At 61.6% G+C, this 13,675-nt stretch carries 15 protein-coding genes and 2 tRNA genes; 10 read left to right on the top strand and 7 right to left on the bottom strand.

Annotated features, from left to right (window positions below; all coding sequences use genetic code 11):
• Positions 1-5 precede the first annotated feature (5 nt).
• Together ACZ0AI_RS01060 and ACZ0AI_RS01055 are read right to left on the bottom strand one after the other, a co-directional pair.
• On the bottom strand, positions 6-1,061 hold the full coding sequence (locus tag ACZ0AI_RS01060; RefSeq protein WP_463569923.1) for an NAD(P)H-dependent flavin oxidoreductase: 1,056 nt from the start codon (positions 1,059-1,061) through the stop codon (positions 6-8).
• A gap of 36 nt (positions 1,062-1,097) precedes the next feature.
• Positions 1,098-1,976, bottom strand: a complete 879-nt coding sequence (locus ACZ0AI_RS01055) for a LysR family transcriptional regulator (RefSeq protein WP_463564178.1) — start codon at positions 1,974-1,976, stop codon at positions 1,098-1,100.
• A 101-nt stretch (positions 1,977-2,077) separates the two neighbouring features.
• On the opposite strand from ACZ0AI_RS01055, the gene ACZ0AI_RS01050 reads away from it, so the two are divergent.
• On the top strand, positions 2,078-2,932 hold the full coding sequence (locus tag ACZ0AI_RS01050) for a DMT family transporter (RefSeq protein WP_463564177.1): 855 nt from the start codon (positions 2,078-2,080) through the stop codon (positions 2,930-2,932).
• A 324-nt stretch (positions 2,933-3,256) separates the two neighbouring features.
• Positions 3,257-3,505: a hypothetical protein gene (locus ACZ0AI_RS01045; RefSeq protein WP_463564176.1), complete on the top strand. Its 249-nt coding sequence runs from the start codon at positions 3,257-3,259 to the stop codon at positions 3,503-3,505.
• 15 nt (positions 3,506-3,520) lie between these two features.
• Here the strand turns inward: ACZ0AI_RS01045 and ACZ0AI_RS01040 are convergent, their stop codons facing one another.
• Together ACZ0AI_RS01040 and ACZ0AI_RS01035 are read right to left on the bottom strand one after the other, a co-directional pair.
• The gene (locus ACZ0AI_RS01040) at positions 3,521-5,332 is read right to left on the bottom strand and encodes a glycoside hydrolase family 15 protein (RefSeq protein ID WP_463564175.1); all 1,812 of its coding nucleotides are present in this window, start codon (positions 5,330-5,332) and stop codon (positions 3,521-3,523) included.
• Entirely contained in the window at positions 5,325-6,125 is an 801-nt protein-coding gene (locus tag ACZ0AI_RS01035) for a glucose 1-dehydrogenase (protein WP_463564174.1), read from the bottom strand. The genes ACZ0AI_RS01040 and ACZ0AI_RS01035 overlap by 8 nt, the downstream gene beginning before the upstream one ends.
• A 360-nt stretch (positions 6,126-6,485) precedes the next feature.
• Here ACZ0AI_RS01035 and ACZ0AI_RS01030 point away from each other — a divergent pair, with 360 nt between their 5' ends.
• The 5 genes from ACZ0AI_RS01030 to ACZ0AI_RS01010 are packed head-to-tail and all read left to right on the top strand — an operon-like array spanning position 6,486 to position 8,589.
• Entirely contained in the window at positions 6,486-6,632 is a 147-nt protein-coding gene (locus ACZ0AI_RS01030; RefSeq protein WP_463564173.1) for a hypothetical protein, read from the top strand.
• 36 nt (positions 6,633-6,668) lie between these two features.
• Entirely contained in the window at positions 6,669-7,085 is a 417-nt protein-coding gene (locus ACZ0AI_RS01025; RefSeq protein WP_463564172.1) for a hypothetical protein, read from the top strand.
• Positions 7,086-7,127: 42 nt separating this feature from the next.
• A complete protein-coding gene (locus tag ACZ0AI_RS01020; RefSeq protein WP_463564171.1) occupies positions 7,128-7,538 on the top strand; it encodes a hypothetical protein in 411 nt (136 codons plus the stop codon).
• Positions 7,538-7,942, top strand: coding sequence for a phage holin family protein (locus ACZ0AI_RS01015; RefSeq protein ID WP_463564170.1), 405 nt, complete (start codon positions 7,538-7,540; stop codon positions 7,940-7,942). Before ACZ0AI_RS01020 ends, ACZ0AI_RS01015 begins: the two co-directional genes overlap by 1 nt.
• On the top strand, positions 7,939-8,589 hold the full coding sequence (locus tag ACZ0AI_RS01010) for a DUF3618 domain-containing protein (RefSeq protein WP_463564169.1): 651 nt from the start codon (positions 7,939-7,941) through the stop codon (positions 8,587-8,589). The genes ACZ0AI_RS01015 and ACZ0AI_RS01010 overlap by 4 nt, the downstream gene beginning before the upstream one ends.
• Before the next feature lie 145 nt (positions 8,590-8,734).
• On the opposite strand, the gene ACZ0AI_RS01005 is transcribed toward ACZ0AI_RS01010, so the two are convergent.
• Both ACZ0AI_RS01005 and ACZ0AI_RS01000 read right to left on the bottom strand, forming a co-directional pair.
• A tRNA-Asp gene (locus tag ACZ0AI_RS01005) sits at positions 8,735-8,811 on the bottom strand.
• Positions 8,812-8,823: 12 nt separating this feature from the next.
• Positions 8,824-8,899, bottom strand: a tRNA-Val gene (locus ACZ0AI_RS01000).
• A 320-nt stretch (positions 8,900-9,219) separates the two neighbouring features.
• On the opposite strand from ACZ0AI_RS01000, the gene rdgC reads away from it, so the two are divergent.
• The 3 genes from rdgC (at position 9,220) to sugE (ending at position 11,597) form a co-directional block, all read left to right on the top strand.
• Entirely contained in the window at positions 9,220-10,140 is a 921-nt protein-coding gene (gene rdgC, locus ACZ0AI_RS00995) for a recombination-associated protein RdgC (protein ID WP_463564168.1), read from the top strand.
• A gap of 77 nt (positions 10,141-10,217) precedes the next feature.
• Positions 10,218-11,159, top strand: a complete 942-nt coding sequence (locus ACZ0AI_RS00990) for a bile acid:sodium symporter family protein (protein WP_463566210.1) — start codon at positions 10,218-10,220, stop codon at positions 11,157-11,159.
• Between the two features lie 120 nt (positions 11,160-11,279).
• On the top strand, positions 11,280-11,597 hold the full coding sequence (gene sugE, locus ACZ0AI_RS00985; protein WP_463564167.1) for a quaternary ammonium compound efflux SMR transporter SugE: 318 nt from the start codon (positions 11,280-11,282) through the stop codon (positions 11,595-11,597).
• A 96-nt stretch (positions 11,598-11,693) separates the two neighbouring features.
• Here the strand turns inward: sugE and ACZ0AI_RS00980 are convergent, their stop codons facing one another.
• Positions 11,694-13,568, bottom strand: coding sequence for an MFS transporter (locus tag ACZ0AI_RS00980; protein WP_463564166.1), 1,875 nt, complete (start codon positions 13,566-13,568; stop codon positions 11,694-11,696).
• Positions 13,569-13,675: the final 107 nt, after the last annotated feature.

Genomic DNA, 13,675 nt, shown 5'->3' with positions numbered 1-13,675 from the left:
ACGCCTCAGCCACGCGCAGCCAGATATTCGCGCTGCAGCACTGCGATCAGCTCGGCTGCCGGCATGGCTCGCGCCAGAGCCGCGCCCTGCCCCGCCCAATGCGCAGCGAACTCGACATTGCCGGCCTTCGCCGCGGCGGCGATAAGCTGCTTGCCGGCATCGTAGGCGATACCAAAACCTGGCACCGGCGGATGCCCGGACGCACCCACCTCGACCATGAAGCGGTTGAGAATGCCGCGCGCCGGACGCCCGGAAATCACCGTGGTCACCTGAGTGACCTGCGCCCGCTCACTGCCCAGCATGCGTCGATAGGCTTCGTTGGCCGCCGACTCCGGGCAGAGAATGAATGCCGTACCCAACTGAGCAGCGCAGGCTCCCAGAGTCATGGCGGCGGCGATACCGGCGCCATCCATGATGCCGCCAGCGGCGATTACCGGCCGTGACAGATGGCGCACCAACACACGCACCAGCGCCAGGGTGCCAATCCCCTGATCGCCACGCTGCGGGTCGAATACGCCACGGTGACCGCCAGCCTCGATACCTTGGGCGACGATCACATCGATACCAGCCTCTTCCAGCTGGTATCCCTCCTCCAGCGTGGTCGCCGACGCCAGCAGGGTGATACCGGCCTTTTTCAACGCATCGATACGATCCTGGGAGGGCAGCCCCAGGTGAAAACTGACGATTGGTGGACGCTCCTCGAGTAACACCTCGAGCTGACCGTCATCGTTCTGAAAGCTGCTGTATATGTCGCCGATGGCCTGTGGACCCGGCACATCGAACTCGGCGAAGTAAGGCTGCAGGTGATCCAGCCAGGCCTGCTCCGCGGCCCGGTCAGCAACGCTGGGGCGATGACAGAAGACGTTGATGTTGAACGGCCTGCGGGTGCCGGCACGGGTCTCGATGATCATCTGCCGCCCGGCCTCGGCCTTCACTGCAGCGATGGAGATGGAACCCAGGCCACCGGCATTGCTGACCGCAGCCGCCAGTGCCGGTGTAGCAGTACCCGCCATTGGCGCTTGAATGATCGGAAAGTCGATACCCAGAGCTGCACAGTTCATACGATCCCCTATGGTGTCCTCGTCAGAAGCCTCGAACTATAGCCGACTTGATTCAAAATCCCGACGCAGGGTCTGCAGCACCTGCTCATGCAGGGCATCGACCAATGCAGGTGAAACCGGGGCTCGACTGCGGATCACGACCACCTCAAGCATCGGCAGAGCCGGCAGCCCCTGGCTCGCACCAAGCACCTGCAAAGTAGCGGGAACGCAACAGCGGGCTAGCACGCCAAGCGCTGCACCGCTTTGCGCCACGGCCAGTTGCCCGGCTACGCTAGGGCTGTTGTAGACCACTCGGTAATCGCGACCCAGGGTCTCAAGGCTCTTGAGAACACGACGGCGTGCCTGGCTACCCAGCTCGTACACCGCGATAGGTAAAGGCGTTTGCCGCCAGGTTTCCTGACGAGCATTGCCGACCCACACCAGCTCCTCGCGAAACAGCAGCTCACCACGCTGCGGCCTGTCGCGGGTGACGATGGCCACATCCAGCTCGCCGCTCTCCACTTTAGGTATCAACTGCGTAGAGGGTTCGCACACCAGGGTCACCTCTACCGCAGGCTGTCCACTGGCGAAGTCGTTGAGCAGAGGGGTCAGATAACCCAGGGCATAGTCGTCGGGAATGCCGAGGGAAACCTTGCCTTCCAACCGTACACCGCGCAGTGCCAGCAGCGCTTCGCTGTGCACCCGCAGCAGCTTGCGGGCGTACCCCAACAACTCCTCGCCTGCTGGCGTTAAACTCAGGTGGCGCGGCCCGCGCAGCAGCAACGGGCGTCCCACCGCCGCTTCGAGCTTCTTTATCTGCATGCTCACCGCCGATTGCGAGCGCGACAGCCCCACCGCCGCAGCAGTCAGCGAACCACTGCTGACGACGGCGACGAATGCCTGTAACCAATCGATCTGCAAATCCTGTCTGGCCATAGCCAACCATTCGATTATCGAATAACAACCCACACTATAATCCGTTTTACGGGATTATCCGCACTTGGCACCCTGCGCCTATCTCGTCAGGTAGATCACCCATGAGCCGTCGCAGCGCCCATTTTCAATTGCACTCAGCAGCCCTACTGGTGGGTGTATCCGCCTTGTTCGGTGAGTCCCTGAACGTCAGCGCAAGCATGATCGTGCTGGGCCGAGCGGCGTTTGCCTTGCTGGCCTTGAGCGTGATCTGTGTGTGCCTGGGGCTACGTCCCTGGCGCGGTGTTAGCGCTGGCACCGCGGGTAAGCTGCTGGCCACCGGCGCGGCACTGGGCGGGCATTGGATTCTGTTTTTCATGGCGGTACAAGCCGGCGGCGTGGCGGTGGCTACTCTGGGCTTCGCGTCGTTCCCGGCCTTTACTGCACTGATCGAGCGACTGGTATTCGGCCAGCGCCTGGGACGTACCGACAGCTTAATTCTATTGCTGGTGTCGGCTGGCCTGGTCCTGGTCACGCCCTCCTTCGACCTGCGCGAAGGTGCTACGTCAGGCCTGCTCTGGGGCATTCTGTCCGGCGCCAGTTATGCTGCAATTGCGGTTGCCAACAAACACTTCGCCAGCAAGGTCGATGGGCTGCCATCGTGCTGGTGGCAATGCCTGGCTATCAGCCTGATGCTGCTGCCCTGGTGCCGGCAGGAGCTTCCCGAGATCAGCGCCCAGGATTGGTGGCAGCTCGCGGCGCTAGGCGTACTTTGCACGGCGCTGGCCTACAGCCTGTTCATCGCCTCTCTTCGCCATGTGCGCACCCACACTGCTGCCGTGGTGATCGCCATGGAGCCGATCTACGCCATCGCTGGCGCTTGGCTGTTGTTCGACTCGGTACCGACTACCGGCATGTTGCTGGGCGGCCTACTGATTCTCGGCGCAGTCGCCTGGGCTGGACTGAAGAGCAAAAGCTGACCACTCGAACAATATCCGCGCACCTGCGCCGGTTGGCAGAAAACCCAGGTAGGGCCTGATCATGGGCCGCGCCATTCGTCGTTTGCCAAGTTGAATTCACGCCATTGCCACAATTACCAGAGAAGCTTTCGCCTGGCGATTTTATCGCCTATGCTCCGGCTTCGGGCACAAGACCCTACCGTGCGGTTCTGCATCTCTGCGCGGAAAAATACTCCCTGCCCAGCGCAGAGAAACTGGCACCCAGCCTGACCGGTGCCCGCCTTGCCCTCTGGCGCAGCCAGATAGCCTGCACTGTATATCAACGGACTTCAGGGCATTGTGAACATGGATTGTTTGATCATTTATTCGCGTAACGGCGAAAGGCGATTCCAGACCCTCACCACCCGCCTCATTCCCAACATGAAAGCGGTGGAATTCACCGTACTCAACGCCGAGCTGCCTGCCGGCCATCTTTCACAAGGTGCTGACCACGCCAGCGGCTCGGTGAGAGAGCTGATCCAGCAACTCGGCATCGAGATCATCGACGTGCTGCCCGTGCGCAAATCCGCGCCGCCGGGCGAAGAGCGGGCATGACCCGGCGCATGTCGCTCAGGGCTGCCAGGTAGTACGTTCGCCGCTGAGCTTGTGATCGAGAAAGCTGGCAGCACTGATCAGCGCCAGATGACTCAGCGCCTGCGGCGTATTGCCCAGATGATGGGCGCGCTTGTCGAGCTCCTCTGCATACAGCCCCACCGGATTGGCGTAACGCAATAACTGCTCGAACTCCAGATGCGCCTGCTCGACGCGCCCGGCGCGTGCCAGACACTCCACGTACCAGAACGAGCAGGCGACGAAGGAGCCCTCCTCGCCTTTCAGGCCGTCGTCGGTGCGGTAGCGATAGACCATGCCGTCGCGCACCAGTTGATGCTCGATTGCTTCCAACGTGGCCAGCCAGCGTGGGTCGCTGGCGCCGACGAAACGCATGAGCGGCATCAACAGCATAGAGCCGTCGACATCCTGACAGCCGATGCGCTGAATGAAGTGGCCGCAGTCCTCATCCCAGAAGTTGTTCCAGATGTCATCATGAATGGCCTGACGCTGATCGTTCCAGCGCAAGAAAGGCGCCGGCAGCGAGCGTTTCTCTGCCAGGCGGATGGCCCGATCCAACGCCACCCAGCACATCAGCCGCGAATGCAGAAAGTGCTGCTCCTCGCCGCGTATCTCCCAGATACCGACATCTTTCTGCTGCCAGCTGTCGCAGACCTGATCGACGATGCCCACCACATGGTGCCAGCCGTCGTGGGAGATCGCCTCACCGTACTTGTTGGCGAGGTACACCGCGTCCAGCAACTCGCCAAAGATATCCAGCTGAACCTGATCGTGGGCCTCGTTGCCGATCCGTACCGGCTGCGCCCCGCCATGCCCGGCAAGATGATCGAGGGAAGTCTCTGGCAATTCATGCTGGCCACGAAGGCTGTAGAGGATGCGCAGATGGGCCGGGGTTTCCGAGCAGTCGTCGACGCGCTCGCGCACCCAGCGCATGAAGGCATTGGCCTCTTCGGTAAAGCCCAGGCGCATGAATGCGTAGACGGTGAACGACGCATCGCGAATCCAGGTGTAGCGGTAATCCCAGTTACGCTCGCCGCCCGCCGCCTCGGGCAGTCCGTAGGTGGCCGCAGCGAGAATGCCGCCGTGCTTGCGTGAGGTCAGCAGCTTCAGTGCCAGGGCCGAGCGGTGCACCATCTCGCGCCAACGTCCGCTGTAGTTGGACTGCTTGATCCAGCGCCGCCAGTAGGCAACGGTGGCCTCCAGGCAGTGCTCGCAGGCACCGGCAGCGACCAGCGGGTCGCCTGGCGCGCCCAGCACGAACTCGGCATGTTCGCCTTCCTGCAAATCGAACTCGGCAATACCACAATGTTGATCGATCTTCAGTGACTGGCTCGCGGAGAGGCGCAGGCTCGGCTGATCGGGCGCATGGAAGAGCACATCGTCGCCCTCCATCTCCGCGACCGTGTCAGCACGGCTGTAATCATGACGAACACGGCAGCGCATACGGATACGTGCGCTACCTGAGACCACCTGAATACGGCGAATCAGCCGCGGATAATCGTCCACATCGGCGTTGATCGGCATGACATCGGTGCATTCCACTACAGCGGAATCGTCCAGCCAGCGCGTCTGCAACACGTTGGTGTCCGGCAGGTAGATCTGCTGGCGACGCGCACCGGGCAGATCCGGCGCCAGCTGGAAGACTCCGGCCTCAGGGCTGTCGAGCAGCGCCGTGAAGATCGACGGGCTGTCGAAATCCGGCCAGCAGAAAAAATCCACGCAACCACTGTCAGCGACCAGTGCTGCACTGCGCATGTCACCAATGATGCCGTGGGCTTCGATGGGCATCTGACGCCCCTGAATTTCAACCATTGTCACGAAACTCCGGGTAAAGGCTCATACCGCCGTCGATGAACAGGGTCGTGCCGTGAACGTAATCGGCGGCATCGGAAGCCAGCCAGACCACCGCATTGGCGATGTCTTCGGCTTCACCGATGCGGCCGTAGGGAATCAGTTCGAGCAGTGACTTGGCGGCTTCGCCTTCGGTGGCCTCGCGGTTGATCGCGGTACGGATCGCGCCGGGGGCGATGGCATTGACGCGAATGCGCTGCTCGCCCACTTCCTGGGCCACGCTGCGCATCAGCAGGTCGAGGCCGCCCTTGGACGCCGCGTAGTTGGCGCGCCCCGCCCAGGGAATCAGCTGATGCACCGAGCTCATCTGAATGATCTTGCCGGCTGCCCGCGACACGTCTTCGCGAATTTCCTGCTGGCGGAATTGGCGCAGGGCTGCACGCACACAGAGAAACTGACCGGTAAGGTTGACCTGCAGCACCTGATTCCAGTCCTCCAGGCTCATGTCCACCGTCGGCGCATCACGCTGCATGCCCGAGTTGGCCAGCAGGATGTCCAGCCGCCCGAAGGCCGACAGGGTTTTGGCGAACAGCGCCTCGACCTCCTTCTCGCTGGACACGTCCGCACCCACGGCAATCGCTTGGCCGCCTGCGCTGCGTATTTCCTCGACCAGTCGCTCCGCCGCCTCGCGCCCGGATCGATAATTCACCACCACGGCAGCACCGGCCTGCGCCAGCGCCTTCGCCGATGCGGCGCCAATGCCTGAACTGCCACCGGTGACCAGTGCGACCTGTTTGTGCAGAGAAATGAGCATGGGTTTCCACTCCTGAACCTGTAACACCTGACTGACCGGCAAGCGGCAGAGTTCAGGTAAAAGGCCCGTGCTGCCAGCTCCAATGGCAACACTCATATCCAGCAAAATAAAGGCGAGCCTCTGCCTGCCGCCCAATGGCTACAGTGACGCTGCCCCGGCATGCGGTAATTGCCTGCCCGTGTAGTCAGCGAAACGTTCACCACAGCGGATGCGCAAAAGAGCCAGCCAGAGGGCGCTGCGCCTGTGCCGGGCCTGGATCGCGGCGCTGGCGCTATGGGGATATCTCTTGGCAAAAAGATCGAACATGCAGCGCGTGCGACCCTCAAACCACCAAGAGCATCGAGACCGGAGGAGCGCATGATGACCCAACGAATACCAGAGGATCCTAACCAGGCACCGGGAACACTGGGCACGCCAGGCGAGCAGCCTCCCCTCGGCCATCCCCAGGAACCGGACAACGATGTATTGCCGGACAAGCCGCAGCCCGATCCGGTTTGCGCCCGCTGATCCAGCTTTCATCAATAACCAGAAAGGAGTGAACCCATGGTCGCCTTCGAACCGCAATCGCAACCCGACCGACAGGGCCCGGCACGCCAGAACGTAAGAGGCTGGGAGCGCTTGCTGTCCATCGGCGGCGGCCTGCTACTGGCCGCACTGGGCGCCAGCAAACAGGGCCAGCAGGGTAATCGCCAGCTGAGTGCCGGCGGCCTGCTATTGCTGCGCGGTCTCAGCGGGCACTGCAGCGTGAAAAGCGCGGCGGACGATCCCCTGGAAGAAATCCGCTACCTGCGTGCTCGGGTACAGCGCCTGCAAGAGTTGGTACTGATGGCCGAAGAACTGGCAGACCGCACTCGCGCCGCTCCGGTAACGCCAGTATCCCCTACCCCTGTGACGCCAGCGCCCATGGATATCCACACGCCCCTTGCGGACGAATTCGCCACTCGCGAGCACAGTCGATAACGACGACGTACAGCCCTTTCAAGCATGAACAGGTGTAGCCACATGGATAACGACAGCAAAGAACGGCCTCACAAGCGCCCAGGCAAGATCATCTCCGGGCACTGGCAGCAGGATGCTCAGGAGCAACTGCGCGCGCGCATCCAGGCCGATCAGTCGCACACCGACGAACTCGAAGCGCTGGCCCAGGTAGCCCGCTCGACCATCGCCGACCTGGAAAACCTCGACGCAGCGCCATCGCCGGACCGTCTACGTGAAGCGGCCCGCCAGCTCGCCGCCATGCGCGACGCGCTGAACAACGCCAGCGGGCATGCCGTGCACACTGTCGACCGCTTCGCGCGTACCCATCCGTTCTGGCTGGCAGCAGGCGGTCTGGCCGTAGGTTTCCTGGCCAGCCGCGTGCTGCTCAAGCGCGAGCGTTCGCTGCAACGTCACGTACGAAAAGGAGTTCTGTAATGACCGAAGATCCGCGGCAACCTCCGGTGGAGCCTTCCCTGCTCGGCCTGCTGCGCCAGCTTACCCGTGAAGTGCAGACGCTCTTCACCAAGGAACTGGCGCTGGCCAAGGTCGAGCTCAACGCATCCCTGCAGGCCACCAAGACCGGGATCGCTGCCGTAGCTGGCGGCGCCATCGTGCTGCTATGTGGCGTGCTGATGCTGCTGCTTTCCGCCGTGTACGGCTTGAGCACCGTGATGGCGCCCTGGCTGGCCGCACTGATCGTTGGGGTGGTAGTCATAATCATCGGCCTGATCATGCTCAAGGTCGGTCAGCAGAAGTTCACGCCCTCTCAACTTACCCCCGAACGCACCCTGGACTCCTTGCAGAAAGACAAGGAAGCCGTGCAGAGGCAAATGTCATGAGTACCCACAGCACCATCGCCGCCGAATCGCTCAAGTCTCCGGAAGTGCTCGAGCAGGAAATCGATCAACAGCGCAGCCGCATCGACGCACTGATCGACAACGTGGAAGCACGTCTGACGCCCCAGCGCCTGATTGATCAGGCGCTTGCTTACGGCCGTGAAAGCGGTGGCCTGGAGATAGCCGAGCGCCTGGGCCAGACCTTGAAGGCCAACCCGCTTCCCGTGGCCATGACCGCCATCGGCCTGGCCTGGCTGGCTGTGGAGCAGACCCGCGGTCGCCCGCAACCAGCTGAGCATTTTGCCGAACCGACCGATCACGAGTCCCTGGCAGACGCATTGCGCGAAGCCAGGCAGTCACTGGATCAAGGCACCCACGCAGCCAGGCAGAAACTGCATGACCTCGCGGAAAGCGCCGAGTCGGTGAAGAATCAGGTCAAGCAAGGTGCCGACAAACTGAACGTGGCGCTGCATCGCCGCCCCTGGGCGTTCGCCGCTGCGGGCCTGGCGCTTGGCGCGGTGGTTGGCATTCTCGGTACGGGCCGCAAGAAAGAAGTCGAAATCGAGGTCGAGCGCTACGAGGTGCCGGACATCATCGATGGCTTCGAAGACCTGGATGACGAACCGCCCTTCCGTCCTGGCGCGATCTAGACGCACCTGACTCCTGCGGCCTGGACAAAGGTCTGGAGCCGCAAGGAAAGGGATTCTTAGATACAGAAACGCAGAAACGAAAAAAGCGCCCTAGGGCGCTTTTCGCGTTGCTTCAGGGTGTTCAGTGGGCCCTGGAAGCTATATATGGCGCAGCGGACGGGACTCGAACCCGCGACCCCCGGCGTGACAGGCCGGTATTCTAACCGACTGAACTACCGCTGCGCATACCTCGATTGGTGGGTGATGACGGGATCGAACCGCCGACCCTCTGCTTGTAAGGCAGATGCTCTCCCGGCTGAGCTAATCACCCTTCACTCTCGAAGTGGGGCGCATTCTAGAGAGCGACCTGCACCTTGGCAACCCCCTTTGTAAAAAAAATTTATTGGCGTTCCAAAGGCTTAGGAATCATCACGGTTTCAGTGCCCAAACGTCAGACTGCCTCAATACAGGGTTGGCCTAATCCACCGCTGGAAGGAATAATGCGCCCTCGCGCTGGTCTGATCGTCGCGCGGCGTGTTGAACATCTGCCGCCAGACTGCCCACGCTCTGCACCGATGCAGAAGCCTTGCGCCCGGACTCATGATTTTTTGCGCGCCAAGCGCGCGCCCGCAAACTGGAGACACCCCGCTCATGTGGTTTCGCAACCTGCTGGTCTATCGCCTCACCCAAGACGTTTCCTTCGAAACCGAAGCACTCGAAAAAGCCCTGTCCGCCAAGCCTGCCCGCCCCTGCGCCAGCCAGGAACTGGCGACCTATGGCTTCGTCGCCCCGTTCGGCAAGGGCGCCGATGCGCCACTGGTGCACGAGAGCCAGGGTTTCCTGCTGATTTCCGCACGCAAGGAAGAACGCATCCTGCCGGGTAGCGTGGTCAAGGACGCCGTGAAGGAAAAGGTCGACGAGATCGAAAACGAGCAGATGCGAAAGGTCTACAAAAAGGAACGCGAGCAGATCAAGGACGAAATCGTCCAGGCCTTCCTGCCGCGCGCCTTCATCCGTAAGTCAGCCACCTTCGCCGCCATTGCGCCTGCTCAGGGCCTGATCATCGTCAACGCTTCCAGCCCGAAGCGCGCCGAAGACCTGCTCTCCACACTGCGTGAAGCCATCGGCTCGCTGCCGGTTCGTCCGCTGACCGTGAAGATCGCCCCGACAGCGACCATGACCGATTGGGTCAAGGCTCAACAAGCCGCTGCCGACTTCCACGTGCTGGACGAGTGCGAACTGCGCGACACCCACGAAGACGGTGGCATCGTGCGCTGCAAGCGCCAGGATCTGACCGGCGAAGAAGTGCAGTTGCACATGAGCTCGGGCAAGCAGGTCACGCAGTTGTCGCTGGCCTGGCAGGACAAGTTGTCCTTCGTGCTCGACGACAAGCTGGTGGTCAAGCGCCTGAAGTTCGAAGACCTGCTGCAGGAACAGGCCGAGCAGGATGGCGGCGATGATGACCTGAGCCAGCAGGACGCCAGCTTCACGCTGATGATGCTGACCCTGATCGAGTTCCTGCCGGCACTGTTCGAAGCCCTGGGCGGCGAAGACACCCCGCAAGGTATCTGACCCTCCAGTAGTACCTGGCACCGGGCCGCCATCTCAGGCCCGGCGCCCTTCTCTCCCGTTGTTTCGGAAACCCACGCATGCCTGCCTTGATCGCTCTGAGCCGCTTCGTCGGCAATACCTTCGCCATTTGGGTGCTGTTGTTTGCAATTCTGGCCTTCCTCCTGCCCAGCGCGTTCCTGCCGCTGACCGCGTGGATCGTGCCACTGCTCGGGCTGATCATGTTCGGCATGGGTCTGACCCTTAAAGCAGAAGACTTCCGCGAAGTTGTCCGGCATCCGCTGCGCGTGCTGGTCGGTGTACTCGCACAATTCATCATCATGCCGGGCCTGGCCTGGCTGCTCTGCCAGCTGTTCGCGTTGCCGGCAGAGATCGCCGTGGGCGTGATCTTGGTGGGCTGCTGCCCTGGCGGTACAGCCTCCAACGTCATCACCTGGTTTGCCAAAGGTGACGTGGCGCTGTCGGTTGGCATCACGGCGGTGACCACGTTGATGGCGCCTATCGTGACGCCCGCACTGATCTGGCTGCTGGCTTCCGAATGGCTGCCGGTTTCCTTCTGGGCCATGTTCAGCTCGATACTGCAGATGGTGCTGCTGCCGATCATCCTCGGCTTGGTCGTGCGACGGCTACTGGGTGAGCGCGTGAAATTGGCGATCGATGTACTGCCGCTGATCTCGGTGGTTTCCATCGTCGCGATCGTGGCTGCGGTGGTCGCGGCCAGTCAGGCGAAGATCGCCGAGTCCGGCCTGCTGATCATGGCCATCGTCATGCTGCACAACAGCCTCGGATTAGGCCTGGGCTATGCTGCCGGACGTTTTTTTGGCATGCCATTGGCACAACGCAAAACCTTGTCCATCGAGGTCGGCATGCAGAATTCAGGGCTGGGCGCAGCACTGGCGAACGCCCATTTCTCTCCACTTGCGGCAGTACCTAGCGCACTGTTCAGCGTCTGGCATAACCTCTCAGGCCCGCTGATAGCGACGATTTACCGACGCATGAAGGACGACAAGAACACCAACTGATACTGCGGCGGATTTCCCCCGGGAGCAAAATTCGTGCACGCTATCGGGGCACTCCGCGGACGACCCTGGATTTCAGTGCCTGATTGCCGGGGACGACCCCATCTACTGTGGAGTCGCCCTATGTCCTGGATCATTCTGTTCTTTGCTGGCCTGTTCGAAGTCGGCTGGGCCATCGGCCTGAAATACACCGATGGTTTCACCCGCCCCATCCCTACTCTGCTGACGGTCGCCGCCATGGTGGTCAGCCTGACGCTGCTCGGCCTGGCCATGAAAGAGCTGCCTCTGGGCACCGCCTACGCCATCTGGACCGGCGTCGGTGCGGTAGGCACGGTGATAGCGGGCATCATCCTGTTCGGTGAGTCCATGGCGTTGGTACGCCTGGCCAGCGTGGCACTGATCATCTGCGGCCTGATCGGGCTAAAGATGAGCAACGGTTGAAACGAAAGAGCCCGCCGATTGGCGGGCTCTTTCGTTCAGCGCTGTGGGATAGCAATCACTCGGTATCTGGAACTACGCCCTGGGAAGCGCTCAAAATCAGCGCCGATCCCCACGCAACGCCGCCACCTCTGCCTGCAGCACCTGGCGTGTGGCCTCTGTCGCCTCGATGGGCTTACCAGCAACCAGGTCGACGCGCGACCAGACACGGCGGAACAGGCGCTTCTGAGGATCACGGCTGAAGAAGCTGCCCCACAGGCCGCCAAGGGCCATGGGAATCACCGGCACCGGATTGTCCTGCAAGATGCGCTCGACGCCCGCCTTGAACTCGTCGATCTCGCCGTCGGCGGTCAGTTTGCCTTCAGGGAAGATGCACACCACCTCGCCGTTACGAAGGTACTCGCCAATGCGTTTGAACGCCGCATCGAACACCAGCAGATCCTCGCTGCGCCCGGCGATTGGCACGGTACCCGCGGTGCGGAAGATGAAGTTGAGCACAGGCAGGTTGTAGATCTTGTAGTACATGACGAAGCGTATCGGCCGGCGTACGGCGCCGCCGATCAGCAGCGCATCGACGAACGACACGTGATTGCACACCAGCACGGCTGCACCTTCATCCGGGATGGCGTCCAAGCCCTTGTGCGACACCCGGTACATCGAGTGACCGAGCAGCCAGATGAGGAAGCGCATGGTGAATTCGGGGACGATCTTGAAAATGTAGCTGTTGACCGCCACGTTCATCAGCGAAATGACCAGGAACAACTGCGGAATCGACAGACCGGCGACGCTGAGAAAGAGGATCGACACCACAGCCGATACCACCATGAACAGCGCGTTGAGAATGTTGTTGGCGGCAATCACCCGCGCCCGCTCGTTCTCGGCGGTGCGCGACTGGATCAACGCGTACAGCGGCACGATGTAGAAACCGCCGAACACGCCGATGCCGAGAATCGAGCCCAACACCCACCAGGCATGCCCATAGCCGAGCAGCGCCAGCCAATTGTGCGGCTGCGCGGCCTCAGGCACACCACCCGAAGCCCACCACAGCAGAACACCGAACACCGACAGGCCAATGGAGCCGAACGGTACCAGGCCGATCTCCACCTTGTGCCCGCTCATCCGCTCGCAAAGCATCGAACCCAGGGCAATGCCTACCGAAAACACGGTGAGAATCAGCGTGACCACGCTTTCGTCACCGTGCAGCCATTCCTTCGAATAGGCCGGGATCTGCGTCAGGTACACCGCACCGAGAAACCAGAACCAGGAGTTGCCGACCAGCGAGCGGGATACCGCCTTGGGCTGGGTGAGGCCCATGCGCAGGGTCAGCCAGGTCTGGCGCAGGATGTTCCAATCCAGCTCAAGATTCGGCAGCGCTGCGTCGGCCCGTGGAATCCCACGCGCCGACAGGTAGCCAATCACTGCCACCAGCACCACCGAGGCGGCGACGATCACCCCGTAATGCACGCTGGTGAGCATGATGCCAGCACCGATGGTTCCCGCCAGAATCGCCAGGAAGGTACCCATCTCGATCAGCGCATTGCCACCCACCAGCTCTTGCGGCTTGAGGGCCTGGGGCAGAATCGAATACTTCACCGGCCCAAACAGCGCCGACTGAATCCCCATGACGAACAACACGCCAAGCATCACGCTCAGGTTGCCCAGCAATACGCCAGCAGCCCCGGCGAGCATGATGAAAATCTCGAAGAACTTGAGCCGGCGAATCAGCCAATCCTTGGCGAATTTCTCGCCGAACTGCCCACCGAGTGCGGAAAACAGGAAGAACGGCAGAATGAACAGCATCGCTGCCACGTTGACCATCAAGTCGCGATCGGCGTCGAGGCTGAGCTTGAAGAGAATTGCCAGAATCAACGACTGCTTGAAGATATTGTCGTTGAAGGCGCCGAGCAGCTGGGTGATGAAGAACGGCAGGAAGCGCCGGCTTTTCAGCAGGGCAAATTGAGATTGCTGGCTCATCGATACCTTCCCTATTGGTGAGTCGCTGAACATTGGACTGCAACTGCTCGGGCAAAGCTACATCCGAGAGCATTAATGTTGGTGCGACACGCCATTGCTCAGCGGTG

The sequence above is a fragment of the Pseudomonas sp. AC355 genome (assembly GCF_979258205.1).
Note: the sequence above shows the minus strand (reverse complement) of the source record. Positions and strands in the feature narration are given on the sequence as shown.

Coding starts and splice junctions, on each gene's coding strand:
- ACZ0AI_RS01060 (WP_463569923.1), bottom strand. CDS start 1,061: ATGAACTGTGCAGCTCTGGGTATCGACTTTCCGATCATTCAAGCGCCA.
- ACZ0AI_RS01050 (WP_463564177.1), top strand. CDS start 2,078: ATGAGCCGTCGCAGCGCCCATTTTCAATTGCACTCAGCAGCCCTACTG.
- ACZ0AI_RS01040 (WP_463564175.1), bottom strand. CDS start 5,332: ATGGTTGAAATTCAGGGGCGTCAGATGCCCATCGAAGCCCACGGCATC.
- ACZ0AI_RS01020 (WP_463564171.1), top strand. CDS start 7,128: ATGGATAACGACAGCAAAGAACGGCCTCACAAGCGCCCAGGCAAGATC.
- ACZ0AI_RS01015 (WP_463564170.1), top strand. CDS start 7,538: ATGACCGAAGATCCGCGGCAACCTCCGGTGGAGCCTTCCCTGCTCGGC.
- ACZ0AI_RS00980 (WP_463564166.1), bottom strand. CDS start 13,568: ATGAGCCAGCAATCTCAATTTGCCCTGCTGAAAAGCCGGCGCTTCCTG.
- ACZ0AI_RS01045 (WP_463564176.1), top strand. CDS start 3,257: ATGGATTGTTTGATCATTTATTCGCGTAACGGCGAAAGGCGATTCCAG.
- ACZ0AI_RS00990 (WP_463566210.1), top strand. CDS start 10,218: ATGCCTGCCTTGATCGCTCTGAGCCGCTTCGTCGGCAATACCTTCGCC.
- ACZ0AI_RS01030 (WP_463564173.1), top strand. CDS start 6,486: ATGACCCAACGAATACCAGAGGATCCTAACCAGGCACCGGGAACACTG.
- rdgC (WP_463564168.1), top strand. CDS start 9,220: ATGTGGTTTCGCAACCTGCTGGTCTATCGCCTCACCCAAGACGTTTCC.
- sugE (WP_463564167.1), top strand. CDS start 11,280: ATGTCCTGGATCATTCTGTTCTTTGCTGGCCTGTTCGAAGTCGGCTGG.
- ACZ0AI_RS01055 (WP_463564178.1), bottom strand. CDS start 1,976: ATGGCCAGACAGGATTTGCAGATCGATTGGTTACAGGCATTCGTCGCC.
- ACZ0AI_RS01025 (WP_463564172.1), top strand. CDS start 6,669: ATGGTCGCCTTCGAACCGCAATCGCAACCCGACCGACAGGGCCCGGCA.
- ACZ0AI_RS01035 (WP_463564174.1), bottom strand. CDS start 6,125: ATGCTCATTTCTCTGCACAAACAGGTCGCACTGGTCACCGGTGGCAGT.
- ACZ0AI_RS01010 (WP_463564169.1), top strand. CDS start 7,939: ATGAGTACCCACAGCACCATCGCCGCCGAATCGCTCAAGTCTCCGGAA.